Source organism: Plantibacter sp. MDV22-iso1, assembly GCF_058408345.1.
Genome location: NZ_JBZVDY010000001.1, coordinates 1,146,749 through 1,170,907, shown reverse-complemented (window position 1 = coordinate 1,170,907; position 24,159 = coordinate 1,146,749). Strand labels below are relative to the sequence as shown.

The following is a 24,159-nucleotide window of genomic DNA, read 5'->3' as shown; positions in this document are numbered from 1 at the left end:
GTCAGGTTCCTTGCTCGGTTGATGTGGTGGTGGAGGTGAAGACGCGGCGTCCGGCGATCCAGGTCCCGACGGTCCTGGTGTGCGCAATCTCGGTGGTGGGGCCGGCGAACGGATCACGGTCGACGAGGACGAGGTCTGCGACGGCGCCGACCTCGATCACGCCGGTGTCGTCGCGGTGGTCGATCCGGTTGGACCCGTGCGTGTACGCGGCGATCGCCGCTCCGAGCGTCAGCGACTGTCCTGGGTTGAGCGGTTCGGGGTGGTGGTCGGGATCGTCGGCCGGCAGCGTGCGGTTGACCCCCACATGCAGGGCCTGCCACGGGTCGGGGGTCGTGACGGGCCAGTCCGATCCGGCACAGAGCAGGGTGCCGAGTCGTGCCGCATCGCCGAACGGATACTGCCAGGAGGCGCGTTCGTCGCCGAGCAGCGGCAGGTTCAGCTCGACCATCTGGGGCTCCCACGTGGCCCAGAGCGCCTGCATGTTCATCGTGACGCCGAGTCGGGCGAACCGCGGCAGGTCGTCGGGATGGACGATCTGCACGTGCGCGATGTGGTGCCGGTTGTCGCTCTCGCCGTTGCGCTCCCGCGCGGCCTCGAGGGCGTCGAGGCACTCGCGGACCGCCCGGTCGCCGATCGCGTGGAAGTGGACCTGGAACCCCGCGGCGTCCAGCCTCGTGACCGCCTCGACGAGGATCGCGGGCTCCAGGAAGGAGATGCCGCGTTCGGGCGCGGTGTCTCCGCAGTGACAGGTGCGCAGGTAGGGGTCGATCATCGCGGCGGTCCGGTTCTCGGGGATGCCGTCCTGCATGATCTTGACGGTGCCCGCGGTGAAGCGCCCGGTCGTCGTCCCGAGGGCCGCGGCGCGGCGTGCGATCGCGTCGCGGCGAGCGATGAGTTCGTCGATCTGCTCGAGTCCACGATCCCGGTCCCACCAGAGCGCCCCCACGACGTCGCTCATGAGCAACCCGGCCGCCATCGCCTGCAGGTAGGCGTCGCTCGTATCGGTGTGGCTGCCGTAGTCGCCGACGATCGCGTCCTGCCAGCCGGTGACGCCGAAGCCGTGGAGGGTCTGCTGGGCTGCGACGAGGGCGGCCGCGACGTCCTCGTCGGTGTCGACGGGGACGAACCGGGACACGAGCGAGCGGGCACCCTCGTGGAGCATGCCGTTCGGGGTGCCGTCCGCGTCCCGTTCGATCCGGCCGTCGGCGGGGTCCGGTGTGGTGTGGTCGACGCCGGCGAGGCGGAGCGCCTCGGTGTTCACCCAGGCTCCGTGGTGATCGCGGTTCTGGAGGAAGACGGGCCGGTCCGGCACCACTCGGTCGAGCTCCGCGGCGAGCGGGGTGCCGCCGGGGAAGGCGGCCTGTTGCCAGCCGCCGCCGACGATCCACGGGCGCTCGGGGTGGGCCTCGGCGTAGGCGGCGATCGTGGCGAGGTATCCCTCGGGGGTGCGCTCGCTCGACAGATCGCACGCGAGCTGTTCGAGTCCGGCCTCGATCGGGTGGACGTGCGCGTCCACGAAGCCGGGGAGCAGAAGACCGCCTCGGAGGTCGACGATCTCGGTGTCGGGACCGATCGCCGCGTGTGCGTCGGCGTCGAGGGCGACGATCCGGCCGTCGGAGACGGCGACGGCACCGTTCTGCGGCGTGAGCAGGGCGTTCCGGAAGACGGTGCCTCCGGTGAAGACCGTGTCCGCGTTGCTCGTCATATCACCTGCTCGAAGCGTCGGTGGTGCCGTCTGGCCGGCGCGTCATCCTCGGCGCACTAGCGGTATCGAGAGCATAACCCGGATCGTGGTGACGGATTCGTGCGTCGGATCGCGTTTCTGCAACGGAATCCTTCAGCCGGAGTGTCAGTGCACGCGAACGGGCCCGGAGCGTGCGCTCCGGGCCCGGCTGATTGCAGGAGATGTCGACGCGGCTCAGGCGACGAGCGTGCGCAAGCCCTCGACCAGCGGCGTCGTGGGGTGGCCGATCAACCGGCCGAGGTCGCCGCTCGTCTCGGCGAGGAGGCCGTCGCGGGTGTTGCCGTCGAGCGCGACGACGAAGCCCGCGGTGCCCTCGTCGAGACCGGCCGCCAGCAAGGCCTTCAGGTGGTCCTCGGGGGAGAGGTCCTGGTAGACGACCTCTCGGCCGACGACCTCGCCGATCGCCTGCGCCAGCTCGGGGTGCGACCACGCGACGTCGCCGGCGAGCTCGTAGGCCTTGCCCTCGTGGCCGTCGGTGGTGAGGACGACGGCGGCCGCCTCCGCGTAGTCGGTGCGAGACGCGCTCGACACGAGCCCGTCGCCGACGCTCCCGACGAACGATCCGGTCGCCTTGGCCTGGTCGACGGACTGGCCGTAGTTCTCGGTGTACCAGCCGTTGCGGAGGATGGTGAAGGGGAGGCCGGACGCGTGGATGAGCTCCTCGGTCGCCTTGTGCTCGGGGGCGAGGATCAGTGGGGAGGTGTCGGCCCGGAGCGCGCTCGTGTAGACGAGGCGGGCGACGCCGGCACGCTTGGCGGCGTCGATGACGGCGGCGTGCTGGGCGACGCGCTGGCCGACCTCGCTCCCGGAGACGAGCAGCAGGGTGTCGCCGGCCTCGAGGGCGGCGTCGAGGGTGGCCGGGTCGGTGAAGTCGACCTTCGCGGTGCGGACGCCCTGTGCGGCGAGATCGGCCAGTGCCTCGGTCCGGCGGCCGGTGGCGACGATGGTGGCGGGGTCGGTGCCGCGGGCGAGCAGGTGCTCGACGACGAGGTGGCCGAGGTGGCCGGTGGCTCCGGTGACGACGAGAGACATGTGAGGGTCCTTTCGATGGGGTTCGCTGAGGAGGAACCCGCTTCCGATCACATTACTTCCCGATCTGCAGTACCCACTTTGAGGTAAGCTACTGTCCGACGAGTAAGGAATGAGTCATGACGAGCGTGGACACGCAGCTGGGAAGACGCCCTGGATTCACCGACGGCATCCTGCCTGCCGCATGCCCCTCGCGCACGGTGCTCGACCACGTGACCAGCAAGTGGGGCGTCCTCGTCCTCCTGGCGCTGTCCGACGGCACCCATCGCTGGGGTGAGCTGCGACGGGTGGTCCAGGGCATCAGCGAGAAGATGCTGGCCCAGACGCTCCGGACGCTCGAGGAGGACGGCCTCGTCGTCCGCGTCGCGCACCCCGAGATCCCGCCCCGTGTCGAGTACAGCCTGAGCGACCGGGGTCGCGACCTCAACGAGCACCTGATGCCCTTGATGGCGTGGATCGACCACAACGCGTCGGAGATCCTCGGGCGCTAGGCGGTCCGGCCGAGCGCGGTGAGGACGTCGACGAGTGTCGACGGGTCGCCGACGTTGCCCGGGACGACCACGTAGAGCTTCTCCTCGTGCTCGGGTGTCACCACACTCCACACCGAGACCCCGGGCAGCACCTGTCCGAGGACGCGAGCGCGTCGTGCACCGAGTCCGACCCGGGCGACCTCGGCGGAGGTGATGCCGCCCTTCGACACGACGACCTCAACCGATCGTCGGAGCGCAGCGGTCGCCGACGTCAGGGCGATCATCACCCGCTCACCGTGGTCGAGCGTGTTGTGCGAGGCGTCCCGTTCCCGCTCGGACGAGATCGCGGCGAACCCCGTCGCGGTGAGTCTCGCTCGAGCGGCCTCCGCCACGGCCCGCCCGGTGGCGACGGCATCCTGGAGGGCGTCGCTCGTGGGGACGATCTCGGCGGGACCGAACGCCGCCTCGACGGGCGCGAGCTGTCGCGTCGCACCGATGGTGTGGGAGCCGCAGACGAGGAGCGCGGCGACCGGCTCCGCGACGAGCGGCGAGGGCAGGAGGCCGTCGCTCTCGACGCCCGCGATGGCTGCAGCGAGGGGTGACGCGGACCGGACGACCACGTCGGCTCCGTCGGCCCACGCCGCCGTGATGGCCTGCGCGATGATCCGCACGTCGTCTCCGGTCTCCGCGTCCGGAAGGAGCACCGTTCCGGGAACGGCATCACGGAGAGCTGCACGGAACTCGGCGGCGCCGTCGCGGAGACCCGCCAGGCCGAAGTGGGCGGCCTCCCGACCGGACTGCTCGCGCACGTAGTCCGGCAGGTGTCCCGAGCGGAACGGGAAAACGGGGTCCTGGGCGTACTCCGTCTCGTGGGCCGGCAGCGTCTCGTCGCCGATGCGGACGTAGTGGGTGCCGTCGATCGTCGTGCGCCCGCCCTCCGGGAAGGCCGGGACGAAGACGATGACGCTGCGGTCTCCGGTGAAGACGGCGGTCTCGGGGAACACGTGCCCGCGCAGGGTCGAGTCGCCTCGGAGGACGACGTGCACCCGTTCTCCGAGACGGCGTCCCGCCTCCTCCGCTTCGGCTCGAGTGCGTTCGAGGAGCGCCACTGCCTCCCCCTCGGGGACGGCGCGGGTGTTCGTGAGCAGGTAGACCGCATCGGCTCCGCCGAGCGTCTGCTCGATGAGATCGGCGTCCCATTCGAGGAGGACGTCGACGCCGGACGCCGACTGCGTGCCGGTGGGGTCGTCGTCGAGGATGATCGTCTTCATGCGGGGGTCTCCTGGCGGGGTTCGCGGTCAGCTCGGACGATCCCGGGCGTCCTGCGCGGCGTTCCTGGGCCATGCGACGTGTCGTCGTCGAGGATGAGGGTCTTCATGCGTGGGTCTCCTGGTAGGTCTCGATCACGCGGGAGTCGTCGCGTGCGCCGAGGCCCGACGCTGCAGCGGCGAGGAAGCGTTCGCGCGCTGCGTCGAGGACTGGGGTCGCGGCTCCGGCGGCGCTCGCCGCATCGGCGACGAGGCCGGTGTCCTTGACGAAGATGTCGACGCGACTCATCACCGGGGCGTCGGTGTCCTGCAGCATGCGGGGTCCGCGGTCCGACAGCATCCAGGACGCGGCTGCACCGGACTCGACGAGGGGGAGGACGGCCGCCGGGTCGAGTCCGAGTGAGGACGCGAGGGCGAGGGCTTCGGCGGCTGCGGCGATGTGCACGGCGCAGAGGTGCTGGTTGACGACCTTGATCGCCTGGCCGTCCCCGACGGCTTCGCCGACGATCCTGGCGGTGCCGAGGGCGGCGAGTGGTTCGGATGCGGCGGCGGTCGCGCTCGGGGATCCGGAAACGAACATGGTGAGCTCGCCGGTGCTTGCACGTGCCACGCCGCCGGTGACCGGGGCGTCGACGACCGCTGCGCCCGCGGCTTCGAGACGGTCGGCCTGCTCGACCACGGAGGCGGGGCCGACGGTGCTCATGATGATCCAGGTCTGGCCGGCGGGGTGGGTGTCGGCGATGGCGAGGGTGACGAGTTCGGCGAGCTGGTCGGGCGTCGAGACCATGACCACGACGGTGTCGGCCTGCGGTGCCTCGGTGATGGATTCGACCGCGCTGATCCCGGCGGCGGCCGCGCGTTCCCGTGCGGCGGGGAAGGGATCGACGCCCGTGACCCGGTGGCCGGCCGCGGCGAGCTGGGTGGCCATCGGCAGGCCGATCGCGCCGATACCGACGAAGGTGATGGTGTGTGCGGGCAGTGGCGTCGATGCCATGGCGTCCTCCGGTGGATTGGTTGGACCAATCGTAACCGCGGATGTCGGCCCGGGCAAGCGGCCGGTGGTGGGTGCCCGGCTGGGCGTCGAGGGGCTCACGGACTGGAGGATTCGGGGCAGGCCTCTCTCGGTCACTGAGCTTGTCGAAGTGCCCACGAGGCCCCTTCGGCGCACCTCAGAGATCGAGGGTGATTCGGGCGACCCTAGCCCGATGACCGAGGTGGCGCGACCCGAGTGCCCTTCGACAGGCTCAGGGACCGGAAGCATGCGAGCACAGTCCAGCCCGGTCACTGAGCTTGTCGAAGTGCCCACGAAGGAGCCTTCGTCGGCGGGGTCAGAACGGCGCCGGGTCGGGCTTTGTCCGGTGGTGCTTCCCGTCGGGTGTCGTACACTCGAGCACCCCACCGGGCCTGTGGTCGAGGTTCCACCCGGGCAGATGCTTCATCCGATGGTGATGTCGACACAGGCAGGCGAGATTGCCGACATCTGTCGCGCCGCCGTCCTCCCACGCCACCGAATGATCGAGATCGCACGCTCTGGCCCGTCTGCCGCAGCCCGGTGCCCGACAAGTGCCGTCCCGGAGGCGCACCGCCCGTTGGAGATCGGCGGGAACGCGGTACTGGCCCCGCCCGACGGAAAGGACTGCGCCGGTTTCCGGTTGGACGAGGATCCGGGTGAAGCTGGGGGCGTTCACGGCGATACGTGCTGCGGTCTCAGGGTCGATGGGCCCGTAGCCGTCCAGCGTCGCCGGGGCATCGCTCACGCCGGCCATCGTGAGCGCCGGGACCGTGATCTGCACGGTCGGCTTGATGTGCTCCTGCACTTCGACCGGGTGCGGCAGGACCGGGCTCGTCATGACGTCGTCGGGCGTGACTCCGGTGAGCGCAAGCGCCGCCAGGGCGTCGGCCTGCAGTTGTGCGCACGTGCGGGTGTCGCCGGCTGCGCGTGACTCCGCTGCGGCGGCCTCGACGCGCTCGATGATGCCCTGGGCGATGGGCGCCGTGGTGAAGAGATGCACCCAGGCCATGCCGTCCGCTGCGGGCTCGAACTCCACCCGACGGTCCGCCTCGGACCGCCGGGCGCGGGCGGTGATCGACTCGGGGTGCAGTCGCTCGCGCAGGATGCGGGCGCGTCTGCGGAGGTTCGCGTTGGTCGACTCTTCCGCAACCGGCAGGACCTCAGCGAGGAACACCGTTCGCCCTGCGGTCGGCACGTCGCCGAGCTGGTCCATGATCGTCTGCGCATGCCGGACCGAGATGCGCCCGGCCTCGAGCGATAACAGGACCGCCGGTGCGTCGTTGACGAGGCTTTCCGCGTCGTTCGTCGCACGCTGCACGGTCCGCTCGGGCGTGCGGGTGGCCATCGCGAGGGCAGCGCAGGTCGACCGACGGGAAAGGGCCTGCCGTTCCGCCGGCGGGAAGATCGCCGGAACCGTGGCGTCGGCGAAGGCGTCCGCGTAGGCAGCGGAACGGGCCAGCAGTCGGGCCTCCTCGGCGTCCAGCTTGGCGCGACGCCGCTGGATGTCCGCGTACTGGTCCGAGAACTCCGCGAGGCGCGCGGCGTATTCGTCGCTCGCGCGGATCGCGGTGGTGCTGGTCTCGGTCATGGAACCAGTCCATCATGGACCACTGACATTCCAGATGGTGAGTCGGCCCGGTTGTGGAGGTGTCCTCGTGGGCCCTTCGACAGGCTCAGGGAGCGGAGGAGGCATGCCGGATTCGTGGGGTTCTCCGTGTGCCCTTCGACAAGCTCAGGGACCGGTTGAGGTTGCCCGGACGGGGTCGGAGTCGCGACGCGTCAGCTCGCGGCGTCGTCGGCTTCGAGCTGCAACCAGTCCTCGAAGTGCTGGCGCATCGCGCGCCTTGCGGCCTCGGCGTCTCGAGCGGCCAGGGCATCGACGACGGCGTAATGCACGCTGTCGGTCCGCCGGACGCCGCGCTCGTCCGGCTGCTCCACCTCGAGCGCGCGGAGTCGACGCTGCCGGATCGTCTCGCGGAGCACGTGACTGAAGCCCTCGTGCATGAGTCGGAAGATCGGGTCGTCGACGATGGCGTTCAGTCGGCTGTGGAAGTCGACGTCGGCCTCGAGCGCCGCATCGTGATCCCCGGCGAGCGTCGCGGCGATCATGCGGTCGACGTCGCCGCGCAGCACCGCGACCGCTTCGTCGGTGACGAGCCCGGCCGCCGCCTCGGCGACGGTCTCCTCCAGCATCATGCGCGACCGGGCGAACTGGTCGTCGGACAGGTAGCCCAGCTGACGGGAGATGGTGAACCAACTGCGGACGAAGTCGTCGCCCGGGGCGTCGATGGAGGTGCCCCGACCCTGGGTGCGGTGGAGGAAGCCGAGCCGTTCGAGGACGGCGAGCTGCTCGCGGAGGGCGCCGCGGCTCATCTGCAGTGCCTCGCCGAGTTCGCGTTCGGGCGGCAGACGCCGCGCGGAGGTGCCGGGCTCCGGCGTGGCCAGCTCAACGAGCCTCGCCACGAGCGCTTCGAGCGGCTCCGCCATGCTGCCCCCTCGATTGGTCCGACCAGTGTCGATGGTAGCCGGTGCTGCTGGCCGCCCTTCGACAGGCTCAGGGACCACGGTGTGGGGCTCAGGGACGGGGCGGGGCTCAGGGATGCGTCCATCGACGCGACACGCCCGCCCCGATGGATCGGGACGGGCGTGGAGACGACGTGTTTTGGCTAGACCGCCTGGAGGGCCTGCACCGCGCTCGTGAAGAACGCGAGACCGTCGACACCGGAGCGCATGGCGAGCGGGGTGTCGGGACCGAAACCGGGCTCGATCGCGTGCTCGGGGTGCGGCATGAGGCCCACGACGTTGCCGGCCGGGTTCGTGAGGCCTGCGATGTCGTCGAGCGAACCGTTCGGGTTCACGCCCGCGTAGCGGAACGTGACGAGGCCCTCGCCCTCGACGCGTGCCAGGGTCTCGGCGTCGGCGATGTAGCCGCCGTCGGCGTTCTTGAGCGGGATGGTGATCTCCTGCCCCTTCGAGAACTGGTGGGTCCAGGCGGTGTCGGCGTTCTCGACCGTGAGCAGCTGGTCGCGACGGATGAACTGCTGGTGGGCGTTCCGGATGAGGCCACCGGGCAGCAGGTGCGCCTCGACGAGCATCTGGAAGCCGTTGCAGATCCCGAGGATCGGCATGCCCTTGCCGGCGGCGTCCTTCAGCTCGGTCATGATCGGCGAGACCGCGGCGATCGCGCCGGCGCGGAGGTAGTCGCCGTAGCTGAAACCACCGGGCAGGATCACGGCGTCGACGCCCTGGAGGTCGTGGTCGCCGTGCCAGAGCGCGACGGGCTCGGCACCCGCCATGCGGACCGCGCGCTGGGCGTCGCGGTCGTCGAGTGAACCGGGGAAGGTGATGACACCGATACGGGTCGTCATGCCTCGGAGCCCTCGGGGTAGTGGATGGCCACGACGTCCTCGATCACGGCGTTCGAGAGGATGTCGTCGGCGATCTGCTGCACCGTGGCGCGCGTGGCGTCGGTGATGGGGCCGTCGACCGTGAGCTCGAAGCGCTTGCCGATGCGGACATCGGTGAACTCGCTCTTGCCGAGACGCGCGAGGGCGCCGGCGACGGCCTTGCCCTGGGGGTCCAGCAGTTCGGCTTTCGGCATGACTTCTACGACGATGGTCGGCACGGAGGTCTCTTTCGTTGCGACGCGGCGGGGATGCGAACAGTCTAGCGCCGAGCGCACGACGCCCGTCCGACGGCGGTGCCTCGGCGCCGCGTCGTGATCAGCGGGTCATTCCGGGAGGGCGGCGTCCGCTTCGTTCGCGTCGCCGGCGATGCCGCGGGCGAGCGTCTTGTTGCGGAAGAAGTCCGGTCGGAGCTTCGCCTGGATGAGCATGATGACGATGCCCGCCACGATGATGATCATGCCGAGGATGAACACGAGCCCGACACCGCCGATGTTCGACCCGCTGCCGTAGTCGGGGTCCGCGCTCTCGATGATCGTGGTGAAGAAGAGCACGCCCAGGATGAGACCGCCGACGAGCGGGGAGAAGAACTGGAAGAAGAAGTTCCGTGCGCTCGAGAACCACTGCTTCCGGAAGTACCAGACGCACGCGAACGCGGTCAGGCCGTAGTAGAAGCAGATCATCATGCCGAGGGTCGTGATCGTGTCCCAGAGGACGTCCTCGGAGATGAAGCGCATGACCGCGTAGAACACCGACGCGACGACACTCGAGACGATCGTCGCGTAACCGGGCGTGAAGAACTTCGGGTGCACCTTCGAGAACTTCGGCGACAGCGCGCCGTAGTGTCCCATCGCGAGCAGGGTCCGCGCAGGCGAGACGAACGTCGACTGCAGCGAGGCGGCCGAGGACGACAGCACCGCGATCGACACGAGGATCGCGAGCGGGCCGAGGATGGGCCCCGCGAGCGAGAAGAACACGTTGCCCTGGATGTCCTCGTTGCCGAGCCCGAACTCGCCGTCGCCGACGCCCGCGTAGTTGATGAGCGCGACCGACAGGAACAGGTAGAGGACGACGATGATGATGACGGTCGCGGTGGCGGCCTTGCCCGGCGTCGAGCTCGACCCCTTCGTCTCCTCGCTCATCGTCAGCGTGACGTCCCAACCCCAGAAGATGAAGATGGAGAGCGAGAGGCCTGCGGCGAAGGCGCTGAACGACCCGACGGCGAACGGGTTGAACCAGTCGAGCGAGATCGGGAGGGCGTCGAACGCGTCACCGCCCGCCACGTGCGCGAAGGCGACGATGCCGAACAGCACCATCACGAGCAACTGGAAGCCCACGAGCACGTACTGCAGCTTCTGCGTCGTCTGCATGTCGCGGTAGGAGATGAGCGTCGCCCCGAGCATGAACGCCAGACAGGTGATGACGTTGATGAAGGGGTTCGACGTGAGGCCGGCGATGTCGGGGTTCTGGAAGATCTGCGACAGCATCAGGTAGAAGAAGTCGACCGCGATGCCCGCGAGGTTCGAGAGCACGACGATGGTGGCGGCGATGAGGCCCCAACCGGCCATCCAACCGACCCACGGGCCGAACGCGCGCGTCGCCCAGGTGAACGAGGTGCCGGAGTCCGGCATGCGGCTGTTGAGCTCCCGGTAGCCGAAGGCGACGAGCAGCATCGGGATGAATCCGACGAGGAAGATGGCCGGCACGTGGGTGCCGACCTCCGCGACCGTCGGACCGAGCGCACCCGTCAGGGTGTACGCCGGGGCGATGCACGAGATGCCGATGACGATCGCGCCGACGAGGCCGACGGTGCCGGCGCCGAGGCCTTTCTTGGAGAGGGCGCCCGTCGCGGTCGTCTCGGGGTGGGCGACGTCGCGTGGCGGGGTGGTTTCGGGGGGAGTCATGTCGGGTCTCCGAGGGTCAGCACGGAGTCGCGGGGCACGACCACCATGGGTACGGGGAGCTCACGCAGCATCTTCGCTGCCGTGGAGCCGAGGAAGAGGTGCTTCGGGGTGGCGAGTCGGCTGGAACCGACGAGCACGATCTCCGCGGGCTTCCACTCGAGGTGCGAGACGGCGTCCTCGATACGGGTGCCAGAGGCGATCTCGGTGGTCACGTCGATGTCCTTCGGCAGATGCTCGGTCGCGTAGGCGAGGACTTCCGCCGCGTGCGACTCGGCCCGGGCGGTCGCCTCGGGGTGCTCGGCGCCCTCCGGCTGGTCGAGCGCGACGAGCGAGACCAGCCGGAGCGGGATGACCGCGTTCTTGGCGACGACGATGGCCGCGTCGAGCAGCTGGTGCGCGCCGGCACGGGTGCCGATCGCGCAGGTGATCCGGCTGACCGTTCCTCCGGTGGGCTGGGCCTCGAGGAGGTCCCGGCTGCCGACCGGAGCGAGGGCGACCGGGACGACCGCCGAGTGCAGGAGCGTGTTCGCGACGCTGCCGAGCGTGAACCGCCCGAGGAGTCCACCGCGCGCCGCGCCGATGATGATGAGCCCGCCCTCGAGGATGCGGGAGGCCTCCAGGAGACCCTCCGCGAACGACTCGTCGTACACGAGGTGCGTCTTGGCCGTGATGTCTGCGGGGACCGCGTCGAGTGCCTCGGCGAGCCAGCGTTCGGCCGTCTCACGGAGGAACCGTTCGTACCCGGGATCGGCCGGGGTGATCGTCGGGCGTTCCTCGTTCGCGAGCACGAGGACGATGTCGAGCCGGGCTCCGGTGGTCCGAGCGATCCGGATGCCGAGCGCGAGCGCGTCGCGTCCCGCCGGCGTATCGGTGTAGCCAACGATGTATCTCATCTGGTGTTCGCTTTCGATCGGGTGCGAAGGTGCCGGACTGCACGGCGGTGTGCGGGTGTTTCGTTGGTGCAGGGTATCGACGGGGGTGGCCCTTCGACAAGCTCAGGGACCGGAGGTGGTGGGAGCGGAGCGGAGCGGGCCCCGCTCCCCGGATCGCTACGCCTGGTGGCGGGCGATGATCGCCTCAGCGGTGTCGGCGCCCTTGCGGATCGCGCCGTCCACGTGCTGGTAGCCCTCGGCGGCGAGGTCGCTCGTCGACCAGAAGATCGGACCGACCGGCGTCGACTGCATGGCGCCGTAGCGCGAGAGGCCACCGAGGTCGAAGCTCGCCGCGTACGCGCCTCGCGTCCACTCCTCGCTGCCCCAGTCGCTCTCGTAGTAGACGACGGGGGAGAGGGCCTGCTCGCCGTAGTAGTGGGAGAGCGAGGTGAGGATCCGCTCGCGACGCTCCTCGGCGCTCAGCTTGAAGACCTCGTCGGCGCGCTCGTCCGAGACGAACCCGACGAGCGTGCCGCGCGGGTCCTCGTGGTTCGTGTTGTCGTAGGCCTCGTGGACGAGCTCGTACGGGCTGAACGCGGTGGCCGACAGGCCGTCCTCGCGCCAGAACGGCGTCTCGTACACGGCGTGGACCTTGATGACGAGCCCGAGCGACATGTGCTGGTGCATCTGGTGGCTGAGGCGGGGCAGCGGCGGCTGGAAGTCGATGCGGGAGTAGAGGTTCGGCGGGACGGCGACGATCGCGTACCGCGCGTTGACCGTCACGCTGTCCGCCTCGGCCGAGACGCCGGCGTCGGACCACTCGAGGCGACGCACGGGCGAGGACAGGTGGACGTCGTCGCCGAGGGCCTCGGCGAGCTTGATCGGGACCTGCTGCAGGCCGCCGACGACGCGCTTGTCGAGGATGAAGTCGGCCTCGACGAGGTGGGTGAAGCTGCCCGCGGACGCCGCCATGAGGAGCGCCTGCAGGAGCGAGAAGGAGTGGGAGGGCTTCGTGAGCATCGCGGCGGCGATGAAGAGGGCGATGTTGTCGCGCGCCTCGACGTCGTCCGTCTGCTCGGCGAGCCAGGCGCTCCACGAGATGCGGTCGTACTCCTTCGCCCGGGCGTGCGCCCACGGCTCGGTGACGCCGACCTCCTCCACGAGCTCGTCGAGCAGGGTGATGAGTCGCTCCATCTCCGCTGCGGTCGACTCGGCGACGGGGAAGATGTCGCCCGTGAAGCGGGTGCGCACGCCCTCGGCATCGACGTAGACGCTGTCGCCCTCGCGGTAGCGGGAGTAGGTGTCGAGCCCGAGCTCCTCGAGTGTGGCGAGCAGCGCGGTCTGGTCGGGGGAGACCCACTGGCCGCCCAGCTCGAGCATGGCTCCGTCGATGTGGTTCGTCCAGAGGCGACCACCGACGCGGTCGCGCGCCTCGAGGACGGCGACGGACAGGCCCGCCGCGCGGAGCTTGGTGGCGGCCGTGAGCCCGGAGGCCCCGGCGCCGATGATGACGACGTCGCGTTCGATAGCGCTCATGAGGTGTCTTCCTGTTCGTGGCCCTTCGACGAGCTCAGGGACCGGGGTGGTGCTCGGGTGACCGGGTGGTGCTCGGGACCGGGGTGGTGCTCGGGTGGTGCTCGGGCCCGGCGCCGATAGTCGAGTATGGCGGATCCGGCGGTCGGATGGAACCGAGGATGGCGAGGTCGCCGGTCGGATCGGTGATCGGCGACGGTTTCCGTTGTGCCGACCGAGGTAGATCAGCCGATGGGCGTCATGGTGTACTTCGTGTACAGGTACTCGTGGATGCCCTCGAGCCCGCCCTCGCGTCCGATGCCCGACTGCTTGACCCCACCGAACGGTGCTGCGGCGTTCGAGATGACGCCCACGTTGAGGCCCATCATGCCGGTCTGCAGACGGCCGATCATGCGCTGTCCGCGGGCGAGGTCGGTGGTGAACACGTAGGAGACGAGCCCGTACTCGGTGTCGTTCGCGAGCCGCACGGCCTCATCCTCGTCGTCGAACGGCACGATCGCGAGGACCGGGCCGAAGATCTCCTCGCGGAGGATGTCGGACCCCGGTACGACCCCGGTGACGACCGTCGGCTGAAAGAAGGTGCCCGGTCCGTCGACGGCCTCGCCGCCGGTGAGGACCTCGGCGCCGCGCTCGACGGCGTCGCCCACGAGGGTCTTCGCCTTCGTGACCGCGCGGTCGTCGATGAGTGGGCCGATCGTCACGCCGTCCTCGGTGCCACGACCGATGCGGAACGCGTTCACCTTGTCGGTGACGCGCTTCGCGAATTCATCCGCGACGTCGCGGTGGACGATGAAGCGGTTCGCCGCGGTGCACGCCTGTCCGATGTTGCGGAACTTGGCGGCCATCGCGCCCTCCACGGCCTTGTCGAGGTCGGCGTCCTCGAACACGACGAACGGGGCGTTGCCGCCGAGCTCCATCGAGGTGCGGAGGACGTTCTTCGCGGACTGCTCGATGAGCTTCTGACCGACGGCCGTCGAGCCCGTGAAGCTCAGCTTGCGGAGCCGCGGGTCGGCGATGATCGGGCCGGAGACCGCGGAGGAGCTGGAGGTGGTGATGACGTTCACGACGCCGGCGGGGAGCCCGGCGTCCTCGAGCAGCTTCACGAAGTACAGGGTCGTGAGCGGGGTGAGCTCGGCGGGCTTGACGACGACCGTGCAGCCGGCTGCGAGCGCCGGGGCGATCTTGCGGGTCGCCATCGCGAGGGGGAAGTTCCACGGGGTGATGAGGAAGCACGGGCCGACGGGGTGCTGCGAGACGGTCATCATGCCGGTGCCCTCGGGGTTCGACCCGTAGCGTCCGGAGATGCGGACGGCCTCCTCGGAGAACCAGCGGAGGAACTCACCACCGTAGGTGACCTCGCCGTTCGCCTCGGCGAGCGGCTTGCCCATCTCGAGCGTCATGAGGAGGGCGAACTCCTCGCGACGCTCCTGGAGGAGGTCGAAGGCCTTCCGGAGGATGTTGGAGCGGGTGCGGGGAGCGGTCGCCGCCCACTCGTCCTGGGCTGCGACCGCGGCGTCGAGGGCCGCCGTGCCGTCGGCGACCGAGGCGTCCGCGATCGTCTTGATGACGTCGCCGGTGGACGGGTCGCTCACGTCGAGCGTCGCGCCCTCCGTCGCGTCGCGCCAGACGCCTCCGATGAACAGGCCGTTCGGGACCTTGGCGAGCAGATCGGTTTCACGTGCGTCGGTCATGGGTGGAGCTCCTTGGTGGTGTCGGTGCCGTCGGTCACAGTGTTTCAGCGTGCATGCCCCTCGACAAGCTCAGGGTCCGGGGTTGTGCTGCGGGGGCCGCCTCGGTCCCTGCCCTTCGACAGGCTCAGGGACCGGCGGGCGTGGCGTCAGTTCGCGGCGAGCGCCTCGAGGACGACGTCGAGTCCTTCGTCGAGCAGTTCGAGGGGGATGGTCAGCGGTGGGAGGAAGCGGACCACGTTGCCGTAGGTGCCGCAGGTCAGGACGATGACGCCGGCCTGGTGGGCGGCCTTCGCGATGCGTGCCGTGAGGGCGGCGTCGGGCTCGCCGGTGGCCGGGTCGACGAACTCGACCGCCATCATGGCGCCGCGCCCGCGGATGTCGCCGATGCGGGGGTCGGAGGTCTGCGCCGCGGTGAAGCGGTCGACGATGCGGGTTTCGATCGCCCGGGCCGAGGCTGCGAGGTCCTCCTCCTCGTACGCTTCGATGGCCGCCAGGGCGGCGACACAGGCGAGTGGGTTGCCGCCGTAGGTGCCGCCGAGCCCGCCGACGTGCGGGGCGTCCATGATCTCCGCGCGTCCGGTGACGGCGGAGAGCGGCAGGCCGCCCGCGATGCCCTTGGCGGTGATGATGAGGTCGGGCACGATGTCGAAGCGCTCGGACGCGAACATCGCACCCGTGCGGGCGAAGCCGGTCTGCACCTCGTCGGCGATGAAGACGACGTCGTTCGCGCGGGCCCAGTCGAGCAGGGCCGGCAGGAAGCCGTCCGCCGGGACGATGAAGCCGCCCTCGCCCTGGATGGGTTCGATGATGATCGCCGCGAGGTTGTCGGCGCCGATCTGCTTCTCGATCTGGGTGATCGCGCGCTGTGCCGCCTCGGCGCCGGTGAGCCCGCCGTCGCGGAAGGGGTAGGACAGCGGCGCGCGGTACACCTCGGAGGCGAAGGGGCCGAAGCCGCTCTTGTACGGCATGGACTTGGCGGTGAGGGCCATCGTCAGGTTCGTGCGGCCGTGGTACGCGTGGTCGAAGGCGACGACCGCCTGCTTCTTCGTGTGGCTGCGGGCGATCTTCACTGCGTTCTCGACCGCTTCGGCGCCCGAGTTGAACAGTGCCGTCCGCTTCGCGTGGTCGCCGGGGGTGAGGCGGTTGAGCGCCTCGGCGACCTCGACGTAGGAGTCGTAGGGGGTGATGGTGAAGCAGGTGTGGGTGAACTCCTGCAGCTGTCGGGTGACGGCCTCGACGACGCGCGGGTTGCTGTTGCCCACGCCGGTCACGGCGATGCCGGACCCGAGGTCGATCAGGGAGTTGCCGTCGACGTCGACGAGGACGCCACCGCCCGCGCCGGCCGCGAACACCGGCATCGTCGTGCCGACGCCGGACGCGACCGCAGCGTGTTTCCGGGCCATGAGTTCCTCGGAGATCGGTCCGGGGATGGCGGTGACGAGGCGACGTTCCTGGGGGAGCGAGGGTCCGCCGAGGATGGAGGGCGCGGGGGCTGCGGTGCTGCTCGTCATCGGTACTCCTTCGGCTGCCGCGTCCGGCGGGGGCGCCGAGGTCGTCCGCGAGCAGTGCCACCAGGCTAGGCAGCGGTCCGCATCGGTACAGTCGACAGTCTGTCCATACCAGCGGCTTCAGTTGGACGATCCGGCATCCCTGCGTAGACTCGCGCCATGGCACCGACGCTGCAGGACCTCCTCGACCACCGTGCGCTCGGCCTGAAGCTCGTGGTGGCAGGAACCGAGGGCGCCCTCGACCGGCAGGTCGCCTGGGTATCCGGGTCGGACCTGCCGGACCCCACGCCCTTCCTCCTCGCCGACCAGGTGCTGCTCACGACGGGCACGCAGTTCGGGACCGCCGTGTCGACGACGCAGGTCGAGGCGTACGTCGCCCGCCTCGCCGACGCCGGTGTCGCCGGACTGGGGTTCGGTACCGAGGTGATCACGGCCGGGACACCGCCGGAACTCGCCGAGGCCTGCGCGGCGCACGGGATGCCGCTCGTCGAGGTCCCGTACCGCACGCCGTTCATCGCCGTCATCCGGTACGCGGCCGACCTCCTCACCGAGGCGGCTCGGGCGAGGGACGCCTGGGCACTGGGCGCCCAGCGCGCGATCGCGTTCGCCGCGCTCCGCCCCGACGCGACGGTCGCCGTCGTGACCGAACTCGCGCGGTCCCTCGGCGCCTGGGTCGTGCTCTTCGACGCGCACGCGACCCCGGTGGCGATCGCGGGCGACGGGCCCACCGCCGCTCCCGAGGCCGAGCGCCTCCTGGAGCGGGTGGCCGGCGAGGCCACCATGCTCCTGAGCCGCGGACAGCGTTCGGGGGCGACGCTCGCGAGCCGCACGCGGACGGTGTCGCTGCAGACCCTCGGCCGACGCGGCGACCTCCGGGGCGTGCTCGCCATCGCCGGGACCGACGGCCCGTTGGACGCCGCGGCCCAGAGCGTCGTGACCTCGGTCGTCGCCATCGCCGGGCTCACCCTCGAGCAGGGCGGCGCACTCGGACGGGCGGGGCGCTCGCTGCGCACCGGTGTCTGGCAGCTGCTCCGCGCCGGACAGGCCGCCGCGGCGCGCGAGGTCGCCGAACAGCTCGGCACGCCGTTGCCGAGCGGAGCTGTTCGTGTCGGCGTCTGCTCCGGGCCGACCGACGGGCGCGAGGCGCTCCTCACCGAGCTGGAACGGGCCGAGACGCTCGGTCCGGGTTCGCTCTTCGTCGCCGAGCAGGACGGACGGCCCGTCCTGCTTCTCGCAGCGGCTGAGGGGGACACCGAGACGGACGTCGATCGGGCGGTCGAGACGGTGATCGCGGCGGCCCCCGCACGCCGGCTCGGACTCTCCCGATCCCTCGCGCTCGCTGATCTGCCGACGGGGATCGAGCAGGCTGTCTCCGCGCACGAGCACGCCGTCTCCGCAGGCGAGGCCGTCGTGCGGTTCGGGGCGCTCGCCGCGGCAGGGATGGCAGGGTTGCTCGACCCCGTCCGCGCCGCCGCCGTGGCCGAGGAACTGCTCGAGCCCGTGCTCCGCGTCGACCGCGAGGAGGGCTCCGACCTCGTGCCGAGCCTCCGCGGCTGGCTCGAGGCGAACGGCCAGTGGGAGCCCGCCGCACGGCGACTCGGGATCCATCGACACACGCTCCGCAACCGCATCACCCGGGTGGAACAGGTGCTCGGGCGACCGCTCGACACCTTCGCCGCTCGGGCCGAACTCTGGCTCGCGCTGGCCAGCCTGCCGGACGGGGATGCGTTGCGGTCCCGCGAGGCCGTTCTGTAGCCTCGACCGCACGGCGCGCGTGTGCTCCGTGGAACCACGAAGGGGGCGGCGCGCATGAGGATCCGAACGGTGGTCGCCCGGGTGCCGGTCACGATCGCCCTGGTGCTGGTCGTCCTCGTCGTGGGTGTCGTCGGGCGTGGCCTCTGGGAGTCGACGACGGCGCAACCGTGGTGGGACGCGGTCGCCTACGGCCTGCCCGCCTTCGAGGCCGGGCGCTGGTGGACTCCCGTCACCGGGACGTTCCTCGTCGTGGAGCCGTGGGCCTACGTGTTCGCGGTGATCGGGTTCGCCTGGGTCGGCCTGCTGGAGTGGTGGCGGGGATCGAAGGTCGCGCTCATCACCTTCGCCGCCGGTCAGCTCGTCGCCGTCCTCGCCACCGCCGGGTTCCTCTGGGCCGCGAGTCAACTGCCCTGGCCGTGGGCGACGAGCCTCGCCGGGATGCTCGACGTCGGTCCCTCCGGCGGGACGATGGCCTGCTTCGCCGCGTGCGTGTCGCTCTTCGCCTCTCCGTGGCGGCAGCGGGGCTGGATCATCGTCGCGTCCTACGCCGCGATCGGGGTCCTCTTCATCGGGTCGCTCGCGGACCTCGAGCACGCCTTCGCGGTGCTCTTCGTCCTCGCGGTGAACCGTTCCTTCCGCATCCAGCGGGCCAGTGTGCGCGAGCGCCGACTGCTCGCGTTCACGACGAGCGTGGCCCTCGGCGTCGTCCAGATCGTCGCCCTGCTCGTGCCGACCAACGGCCCGTTCGGTCCGACCGCTCCGGCGGAGGGCCCGTGGCTCGACGTCGCGATCGACACGGTCGTGATCATCGTCGTCGCCAACGGCCTGCGGCTCGGTCGTCGCTGGGCGTGGGTGCTGAGCGTCGTCTGGGCGATCCTCAACGTCCTGGTCGCGGTCCTGTACCTGGCGCTGTCGCCGCTCGATCCCGCCGACCTCCCGATCGACTGGGGCGACACCGACGTGTTCCTGGCGACGTCGGTGCTCTGGCTCGCCTTCCTCGTCTACCTCGTCGCGACCCGCAGCGCGTTCTCATCCCACCGACGCCGACAGCTCGGCGTCGGGCGCAAGCAGCAGCAGGACCTGCCGTCGGCGGACGACGCCCGCGCGCTCATCCGGACCGAGGGCGGCGGCTCGCTCTCCTGGATGGCCACGTGGGACGGCATGGAGTACTTCCGCACCTCGGTGGGCCTCGTGCCCTACCAGAAGCACGCCGGTGTCGCGATCGTGCTGGCCGACCCGCTCGGCCCACCGGATCACCTGCGGGCGAGCGTCGCGGAGTTCGTCCAGGCGGCCGAGCGCGACTCCCTCATCCCGTGCTTCTTCAGTTCCAGCCAGGGGACGAAGGACGCGATGCCCGAGGGATGGCGCGACCTCATCATCGCGGACGACACGATCGTCGACCTTCCCGGTCTCGCGTTCACCGGCAAGGCCTGGTCGAACATCCGCACGGCGCTCAACAAGGCCGAGCGCGAGGGGATGGTCTTCCGGATGAGCACCTACGCCGCCGAGACCTGGGGCGTCCGGCAGCAGATCCGCGCCATCTCCGAGGGCTGGGTCGGCGACAAGGGCCTGCCCGAGATGCGGTTCACCCTCGGGACCCTGCAGGAGGCCGACGACCCGGAGGTCCGTCTGGCACTCGCGATCTCGCCGGACGGCGACGTCGACGGCTTCCTCAGCTGGCTCCCGGTCTTCGGCCCCGACGGCGAGCACCGCGGTTGGACGCTCGACCTCATGCGGCGCCGCGAGGAGGGCTTCGGTTCGGTCATGGAGTTCCTCATCGCCTCCTCGGCCAAGGTCTTCGCCGAGGAGGGCGCGCAGATCCTCTCGCTCTCGGGTGCGCCGCTCGCGCACCGGGTGGAGGACGACGAGGGCCGCATCGCGCACCTGCTGGGTCAGCTCAGCGGCATCCTGGAGCCCGTGTACGGCTTCTCGTCCCTCCACCGGTTCAAGCAGAAGTTCAACCCGCGATCGGAGCCGATCTACCTCCTGTACCGCGACGAGGGCGACCTCACGCGGATCGCGGCGGCGCTCACCCGTGCGTTCCTCCCGGACGCGACCCTCCGCCAGTTCGCCGGCGCCGGCATCGACATGCTCAAGCGCGACTGAGCGAGGCCGACCCTCAGGGGGTGTCGCCGCCCGGGAGTCCCGCTGCGCCGAGGTGCGTCGCCCCGCGGGACCGCGCTCGCTGCTCGGCGAGGGCGGCGGCGAACTCCGTCTCCCAGTCGGAAGCGACCTCGATGCCGAGGCGCCCGGCCTCCTCGATGGTCAGCTCCTTCGGGAAGCCGTTCGTGTCGGACAGCCGGAACACGTCGTGTCCCGTCATGACCCGTCCGGCGTACCCCTGGACCATCTGGAGCCCTGCGCCCAGCGTGCGCCGGAACGACTGCTCCTCCTTGACGAGGACGGCGACGACCTCGTCGCGGGCGGCGGCCACCTCCGGGTAGTCGTCGGCGTACAACCCGGCGATGACGGGCACGATCTCGCCGAAGAAGTTCTCGTGCAGATCGAGCGAGAGCGCCAGCCTGATCGCCCGTCGGAGCAGTCGTCGCATGACGTAGCCCTGCTCCTTGTTCGACGGACGCACACCGTCGACCGCGAGGAAGGTCGCCCCGCGGAGGTGGTCGGCGATGATGCGCATGGCGGCGGTCTCATCCTCGTAGCGTCTCCCGGTGAGCTCCTCGAGGCGCTCGACGATGGGCCAGAGCAGCGAGATGCGGAAGACGTCGTCGGAGTCGATCGACGCGGCGGCGATGCGTTCGAGGCCGCCGCCGAAGTCGACGTTGCGTCTGGCGAGTTCCTCGAACGAGCCGTCCTCGCGCCGTCGGTACTGCATGAACACCTGGTTGCCGATCTCCATGAACCGTCCGCCGTCGCTCGCGGGATGCGCGAGGCCGTACGACGGGTCCTGGTACTCGGGGCCGAAGTCGTAGAACACCTCGCTGTCGGGGCCGCACGGGTCGCCGATCGGGGTGCCCTCGAGTGACCCGCCGCGGGACCACCAGTTCTCGCCGCCGTCGTAGAAGAAGATCCGCTCACCGGGCCGCACCCCGCGGGCGTCGCCGTCGGCCTGGGAGCCGATCTCCGCGATCCCGTTGGAGACCCCGCGCTCGGCGAACACCGACGCCCAGATCGAGGCGGCCTCGTCGTCGCGCGGGATGCCGTTCGCGGGATCGCCGATGAAGCAGGTGACGGAGATCCGCTCCGGATCCAGTCCGACGACGTCGACCAGGAAGGTGAAGAACTGCCGGATCTGCGTCTCCTTGAAGTAGTCGCCGAGCGACCAGTTGCCGAGCATCTCGAAGAAGGTGGTGTGCCGGTTGTCGCCGACGTCCTCGATGTCCTGGGCCCGGACGCACGGCTGGCTGTCGGTCAACCGCCGTCCGTCGGGGTGATCCTCACCGAGGAGGTACGGCAGGAGCGCCTGCATCCCGCTGCCGTTGAAGAGGGTGCTCGTGTCGCCGCGCGGGACGAGCGGAGCCCGCTTGATCAACGCGTGGCCGTTCCGTTCGAGGAAGTCGAGGTAGGCGTTCCGGATGTCGTGGGCGTCCATGCCGACACGATCCCAGCTTTCCGGTCCGAGGGGAAGCCGGTGGGCGCGGCGACCCGATTCAGTCCGCGTCGTGGAGTGACCGCAGGGCGGTCACGACGTCGTCGTGCCAGCGGCGGGCCGCAGGGAGCACGCCGCCGAAGATCGGGGTGTCGTGCGTCGCGCCCAGGTACATCGTCCCGCTCGCGTCGACGCCGTCGGCCCGGAGCGCGGCGAGGTAGGCCGCGCCGTCACCGCGGAGGGGGTCGTACTCGGCCGTGAGGATCACGGCGCGGGGGAGGTCCGCGTGCGACCGGGCGAGGAGGGGCGACGCGTGCGGCTCCTTCGCCTGACGTCGGTCCAGGAGGTAGGTCTTCGCCACGGAGCGCAGCTCCTTGATCGCGAAGATCCTCGGGATGCCCATCTCCCGCACGGGACGGAGGTCGATGTGGCCGCCGGTGAGGTCCGTGACCGGCACCTCGAGCAGCTGGAGTCGGATGGGCAGCCGGCCGCGTTCGCGGTTCACGAGCGTGAGCGCCGCCGCGATGCTGCCGCCGGCGGACACCCCGGCGACGGCGATCCGCCCCGTGTCGATCCCGAGCGTCGTGGCCTGGGCGAACAGCCACTCGAGCGCCGCGTGGGCCTGCTCCAGCTGGGTCGGGTACCGGTGCTCGGGAGCGAGCGCGTAGTCGACGGCGGCGATGACCACGCCGGCGTCGGCCGCCCGACGACGGAACCCCGCGTCGGTCGTCGGGTAGTCGATCCCGCCGATGCGGAACGCCCCACCGAAGAAGGACAGGACCGCGGGCACCGCCCGGTCTCCGTCGGCCGTGGGCGGGTGATAGAGCCGGATCCGGACGTCGGGGAAGCCGGCGACCGGGATCGTGTGCTCCTCGATGCGCAGCTCCGGGCCCGGGACGCCGACGGTCGCGAGCTCCTTCTTGTCCCAGTTCCGCGCGGCCTTGCGGTGCTGTGCGCGTGTCTTCTTGCGGCGGGGTGCGGCGGTGGTGGCCTTCGCCGTCGGGCTCGAGGGCTTCGCCTTCGGTCCGGTGGCCTTCGGGGAGGTCGCCTTCGGGTCCGCGGCGGGAGCGGGCTTCGGGCGCGCGACGGTGGTCGTCTTCGGCCGCAGGAAGAAGGCCTTCGCCTGCTCGAGTGCGGTCGAGATGAGGTAGGCGCGGTGCGTCCGCGCTCGTTCGGCGAAGATCGGGTCGAGAGGCAAACGACTCACCTGCCTTGCTGCTCGGATGGGCGGATCCCAGCAGTCTAGGCGGGCTCGGCAGACGACGACCGTGGCTTGCCCGATCGATCCTTCCGCGCGGCTTCACCTCCTGTTCACCGGGAGGCCCGGCCCTGTTCGGGTGCCGCTCGTAGCGTGATCACACGTACGGCACACAGCAGTGCCCGCGTCGGTCACTCGCGGTTCCGCTCCACCGGAGCCACGCGCGGAGCGGGCGGGTGCATCGGTCCTTCTGAAAGGTACGTCCCAGCACATGAAGCTCTCCCTCACCCGCGTCGCTGCGCTCGGCGCCGCCGCCCTCCTCTCGATCGGCCTGGCCGCCTGCTCGAGCGCCAGCGCCACCGACACCGGTTCAGCCGCGGCCGGGACCTTCGCGGTCGACGACCAGACCCTCGTCTTCGGCGTCGTCCCCGACTCGGTCGACACGCAGACCAACTACCAGCCGCTCATGGACTACATCGCCCAGGAGACCGGCAAGAAGGTCGAATACCACGAGTCGACCGACTACGCGGCCCTCATCGAGGCGGCCGTCGCCGGCAAGATCGACGTCGCGTCCTTCTCCGGGTTCACCTACGTGACCGCGCTCAACAACGGGGCCAAGATCACGCCGATCTCGTCGATCATCACCGTCGAGGGGCAGGAGCCGGGCTACTACTCCGAGGCGATCGTCCCGAAGGACTCGTCGATCACCAAGATCGAGGAGTTCAAGGGCAAGAAGGTCTGCTTCGTCGACCCGTCCTCGACGTCCGGGTACCTCTTCCCGAGCTACAACCTGCTCGAGGCCGGCATCGACCCCGAGAAGGACATCACCCCGGTCTTCGCCGGCAAGCACGACGTCTCGGTGACGAAGACCGCCGAGGGCGTCGAGTGCGAGGCGGGCTTCGCCGAGGACTCCGAGGTCGAGAAGAACGACGGCGTGAAGGTCATCGACCGCACGATGGTCCCCGGTGCGCCGATCGTCGAGTCCGACTCCCTGCCCGCCGACGTGAAGGAGAAGCTCGAGAAGGCCCTCTCCGAGGTCACGATCGACCAGATCATCGACTCCGGCGTGAAGAGCGCCGACAGCGACGCCTTCCGCGCGACCTTCTACGGCACCTCGCCGGTCGACGACGCGTACTACGACACCATCCGCGACATCTGCAAGAAGACCAACGCCAAGCAGTGCCAGGCCTGATCTGAGCACCGGCACCGCCCTTCGACAAGCGG

General features: G+C 70.3%; 19 protein-coding genes. 4 read left to right on the top strand and 15 right to left on the bottom strand.

The annotated features are described in order from the left end of the window. Position 1: 1 nt before the first annotated feature. A complete protein-coding gene (locus AC4PMY_RS05575) occupies positions 2 to 1,705 on the bottom strand; it encodes an amidohydrolase (RefSeq protein WP_491622172.1) in 1,704 nt (567 codons plus the stop codon). A 213-nt stretch (positions 1,706 to 1,918) separates the two neighbouring features. Then, the gene (locus AC4PMY_RS05570) at positions 1,919 to 2,776 is read right to left on the bottom strand and encodes an SDR family oxidoreductase (RefSeq protein ID WP_491622171.1); all 858 of its coding nucleotides are present in this window, start codon (positions 2,774 to 2,776) and stop codon (positions 1,919 to 1,921) included. A gap of 116 nt (positions 2,777 to 2,892) precedes the next feature. Here AC4PMY_RS05570 and AC4PMY_RS05565 point away from each other — a divergent pair, with 116 nt between their 5' ends. Further along, the gene (locus AC4PMY_RS05565) at positions 2,893 to 3,264 is read left to right on the top strand and encodes a winged helix-turn-helix transcriptional regulator (protein WP_064294176.1); all 372 of its coding nucleotides are present in this window, start codon (positions 2,893 to 2,895) and stop codon (positions 3,262 to 3,264) included. On the opposite strand, the gene AC4PMY_RS05560 is transcribed toward AC4PMY_RS05565, so the two are convergent. The 11 genes from AC4PMY_RS05560 to gabT form a co-directional block, all read right to left on the bottom strand. Next, on the bottom strand, positions 3,261 to 4,514 hold the full coding sequence (locus AC4PMY_RS05560) for a four-carbon acid sugar kinase family protein (protein ID WP_121291591.1): 1,254 nt from the start codon (positions 4,512 to 4,514) through the stop codon (positions 3,261 to 3,263). The genes AC4PMY_RS05565 and AC4PMY_RS05560 overlap by 4 nt on opposite strands. 103 nt (positions 4,515 to 4,617) lie before the next feature. After that, entirely contained in the window at positions 4,618 to 5,505 is an 888-nt protein-coding gene (locus AC4PMY_RS05555) for an NAD(P)-dependent oxidoreductase (protein ID WP_491622170.1), read from the bottom strand. Between the two features lie 334 nt (positions 5,506 to 5,839). Continuing rightward, positions 5,840 to 7,111: an HNH endonuclease signature motif containing protein gene (locus tag AC4PMY_RS05550; RefSeq protein ID WP_491622169.1), complete on the bottom strand. Its 1,272-nt coding sequence runs from the start codon at positions 7,109 to 7,111 to the stop codon at positions 5,840 to 5,842. Between the two features lie 191 nt (positions 7,112 to 7,302). After that, on the bottom strand, positions 7,303 to 8,010 hold the full coding sequence (locus AC4PMY_RS05545; RefSeq protein ID WP_064294180.1) for a FadR/GntR family transcriptional regulator: 708 nt from the start codon (positions 8,008 to 8,010) through the stop codon (positions 7,303 to 7,305). A 179-nt stretch (positions 8,011 to 8,189) separates the two neighbouring features. After that, on the bottom strand, positions 8,190 to 8,891 hold the full coding sequence (gene purQ, locus AC4PMY_RS05540; protein WP_491622168.1) for a phosphoribosylformylglycinamidine synthase subunit PurQ: 702 nt from the start codon (positions 8,889 to 8,891) through the stop codon (positions 8,190 to 8,192). Then, positions 8,888 to 9,148, bottom strand: coding sequence for a phosphoribosylformylglycinamidine synthase subunit PurS (gene purS / locus AC4PMY_RS05535; RefSeq protein WP_064294182.1), 261 nt, complete (start codon positions 9,146 to 9,148; stop codon positions 8,888 to 8,890). Before purS ends, purQ begins: the two co-directional genes overlap by 4 nt. A 105-nt stretch (positions 9,149 to 9,253) precedes the next feature. Further along, positions 9,254 to 10,831, bottom strand: coding sequence for an APC family permease (locus tag AC4PMY_RS05530; RefSeq protein WP_491622167.1), 1,578 nt, complete (start codon positions 10,829 to 10,831; stop codon positions 9,254 to 9,256). Next, positions 10,828 to 11,724 carry a universal stress protein gene (locus tag AC4PMY_RS05525; protein ID WP_192018782.1) on the bottom strand — a complete coding sequence of 299 codons (897 nt, stop codon included), beginning with the start codon at positions 11,722 to 11,724 and terminating at the stop codon, positions 10,828 to 10,830. Before AC4PMY_RS05525 ends, AC4PMY_RS05530 begins: the two co-directional genes overlap by 4 nt. A gap of 156 nt (positions 11,725 to 11,880) precedes the next feature. After that, on the bottom strand, positions 11,881 to 13,239 hold the full coding sequence (locus tag AC4PMY_RS05520) for a flavin monoamine oxidase family protein (RefSeq protein ID WP_314139949.1): 1,359 nt from the start codon (positions 13,237 to 13,239) through the stop codon (positions 11,881 to 11,883). Positions 13,240 to 13,460: 221 nt separating this feature from the next. After that, positions 13,461 to 14,927 (bottom strand): NAD-dependent succinate-semialdehyde dehydrogenase, encoded by a 1,467-nt coding sequence (locus AC4PMY_RS05515; RefSeq protein ID WP_079001414.1) that lies wholly within the window; start codon positions 14,925 to 14,927, stop codon positions 13,461 to 13,463. A gap of 146 nt (positions 14,928 to 15,073) precedes the next feature. Next, the gene (gabT, locus tag AC4PMY_RS05510) at positions 15,074 to 16,438 is read right to left on the bottom strand and encodes a 4-aminobutyrate--2-oxoglutarate transaminase (RefSeq protein WP_491622166.1); all 1,365 of its coding nucleotides are present in this window, start codon (positions 16,436 to 16,438) and stop codon (positions 15,074 to 15,076) included. 156 nt (positions 16,439 to 16,594) lie between these two features. Here gabT and AC4PMY_RS05505 point away from each other — a divergent pair, with 156 nt between their 5' ends. Together AC4PMY_RS05505 and AC4PMY_RS05500 are read left to right on the top strand one after the other, a co-directional pair. Next, positions 16,595 to 18,190, top strand: coding sequence for a PucR family transcriptional regulator ligand-binding domain-containing protein (locus AC4PMY_RS05505; RefSeq protein ID WP_491622165.1), 1,596 nt, complete (start codon positions 16,595 to 16,597; stop codon positions 18,188 to 18,190). Positions 18,191 to 18,244: 54 nt separating this feature from the next. Further along, complete coding sequence (locus tag AC4PMY_RS05500; RefSeq protein ID WP_083397454.1) at positions 18,245 to 20,296, top strand: bifunctional lysylphosphatidylglycerol flippase/synthetase MprF; 2,052 nt, start codon at positions 18,245 to 18,247, stop codon at positions 20,294 to 20,296. A gap of 13 nt (positions 20,297 to 20,309) precedes the next feature. Here the strand turns inward: AC4PMY_RS05500 and AC4PMY_RS05495 are convergent, their stop codons facing one another. Together AC4PMY_RS05495 and AC4PMY_RS05490 are read right to left on the bottom strand one after the other, a co-directional pair. Next, entirely contained in the window at positions 20,310 to 21,740 is a 1,431-nt protein-coding gene (locus tag AC4PMY_RS05495; RefSeq protein ID WP_491622164.1) for an alanine--tRNA ligase-related protein, read from the bottom strand. A 58-nt stretch (positions 21,741 to 21,798) separates the two neighbouring features. After that, positions 21,799 to 22,944: an alpha/beta hydrolase gene (locus tag AC4PMY_RS05490; RefSeq protein ID WP_491622163.1), complete on the bottom strand. Its 1,146-nt coding sequence runs from the start codon at positions 22,942 to 22,944 to the stop codon at positions 21,799 to 21,801. Between the two features lie 262 nt (positions 22,945 to 23,206). Here AC4PMY_RS05490 and AC4PMY_RS05485 point away from each other — a divergent pair, with 262 nt between their 5' ends. Beyond that, complete coding sequence (locus AC4PMY_RS05485; RefSeq protein WP_491622162.1) at positions 23,207 to 24,127, top strand: phosphate/phosphite/phosphonate ABC transporter substrate-binding protein; 921 nt, start codon at positions 23,207 to 23,209, stop codon at positions 24,125 to 24,127. Positions 24,128 to 24,159: the final 32 nt, after the last annotated feature.

Bases quoted from the DNA above. Each gene is read 5' to 3' on its own strand.
- AC4PMY_RS05570 (WP_491622171.1), bottom strand. From the start codon at position 2,776: ATGTCTCTCGTCGTCACCGGAGCCACCGGCCACCTCGGCCACCTCGTC.
- AC4PMY_RS05515 (WP_079001414.1), bottom strand. From the start codon at position 14,927: ATGACCGACGCACGTGAAACCGATCTGCTCGCCAAGGTCCCGAACGGC.
- AC4PMY_RS05505 (WP_491622165.1), top strand. From the start codon at position 16,595: ATGGCACCGACGCTGCAGGACCTCCTCGACCACCGTGCGCTCGGCCTG.
- AC4PMY_RS05495 (WP_491622164.1), bottom strand. From the start codon at position 21,740: ATGGACGCCCACGACATCCGGAACGCCTACCTCGACTTCCTCGAACGG.
- AC4PMY_RS05530 (WP_491622167.1), bottom strand. From the start codon at position 10,831: ATGACTCCCCCCGAAACCACCCCGCCACGCGACGTCGCCCACCCCGAG.
- AC4PMY_RS05555 (WP_491622170.1), bottom strand. From the start codon at position 5,505: ATGGCATCGACGCCACTGCCCGCACACACCATCACCTTCGTCGGTATC.
- gabT (WP_491622166.1), bottom strand. From the start codon at position 16,438: ATGACGAGCAGCACCGCAGCCCCCGCGCCCTCCATCCTCGGCGGACCC.
- AC4PMY_RS05485 (WP_491622162.1), top strand. From the start codon at position 23,207: ATGAAGCTCTCCCTCACCCGCGTCGCTGCGCTCGGCGCCGCCGCCCTC.
- AC4PMY_RS05545 (WP_064294180.1), bottom strand. From the start codon at position 8,010: ATGGCGGAGCCGCTCGAAGCGCTCGTGGCGAGGCTCGTTGAGCTGGCC.
- AC4PMY_RS05575 (WP_491622172.1), bottom strand. From the start codon at position 1,705: ATGACGAGCAACGCGGACACGGTCTTCACCGGAGGCACCGTCTTCCGG.
- AC4PMY_RS05550 (WP_491622169.1), bottom strand. From the start codon at position 7,111: ATGACCGAGACCAGCACCACCGCGATCCGCGCGAGCGACGAATACGCC.
- AC4PMY_RS05525 (WP_192018782.1), bottom strand. From the start codon at position 11,724: ATGAGATACATCGTTGGCTACACCGATACGCCGGCGGGACGCGACGCG.
- AC4PMY_RS05520 (WP_314139949.1), bottom strand. From the start codon at position 13,239: ATGAGCGCTATCGAACGCGACGTCGTCATCATCGGCGCCGGGGCCTCC.
- AC4PMY_RS05500 (WP_083397454.1), top strand. From the start codon at position 18,245: ATGAGGATCCGAACGGTGGTCGCCCGGGTGCCGGTCACGATCGCCCTG.
- purQ (WP_491622168.1), bottom strand. From the start codon at position 8,891: ATGACGACCCGTATCGGTGTCATCACCTTCCCCGGTTCACTCGACGAC.
- AC4PMY_RS05565 (WP_064294176.1), top strand. From the start codon at position 2,893: ATGACGAGCGTGGACACGCAGCTGGGAAGACGCCCTGGATTCACCGAC.
- AC4PMY_RS05560 (WP_121291591.1), bottom strand. From the start codon at position 4,514: ATGAAGACGATCATCCTCGACGACGACCCCACCGGCACGCAGTCGGCG.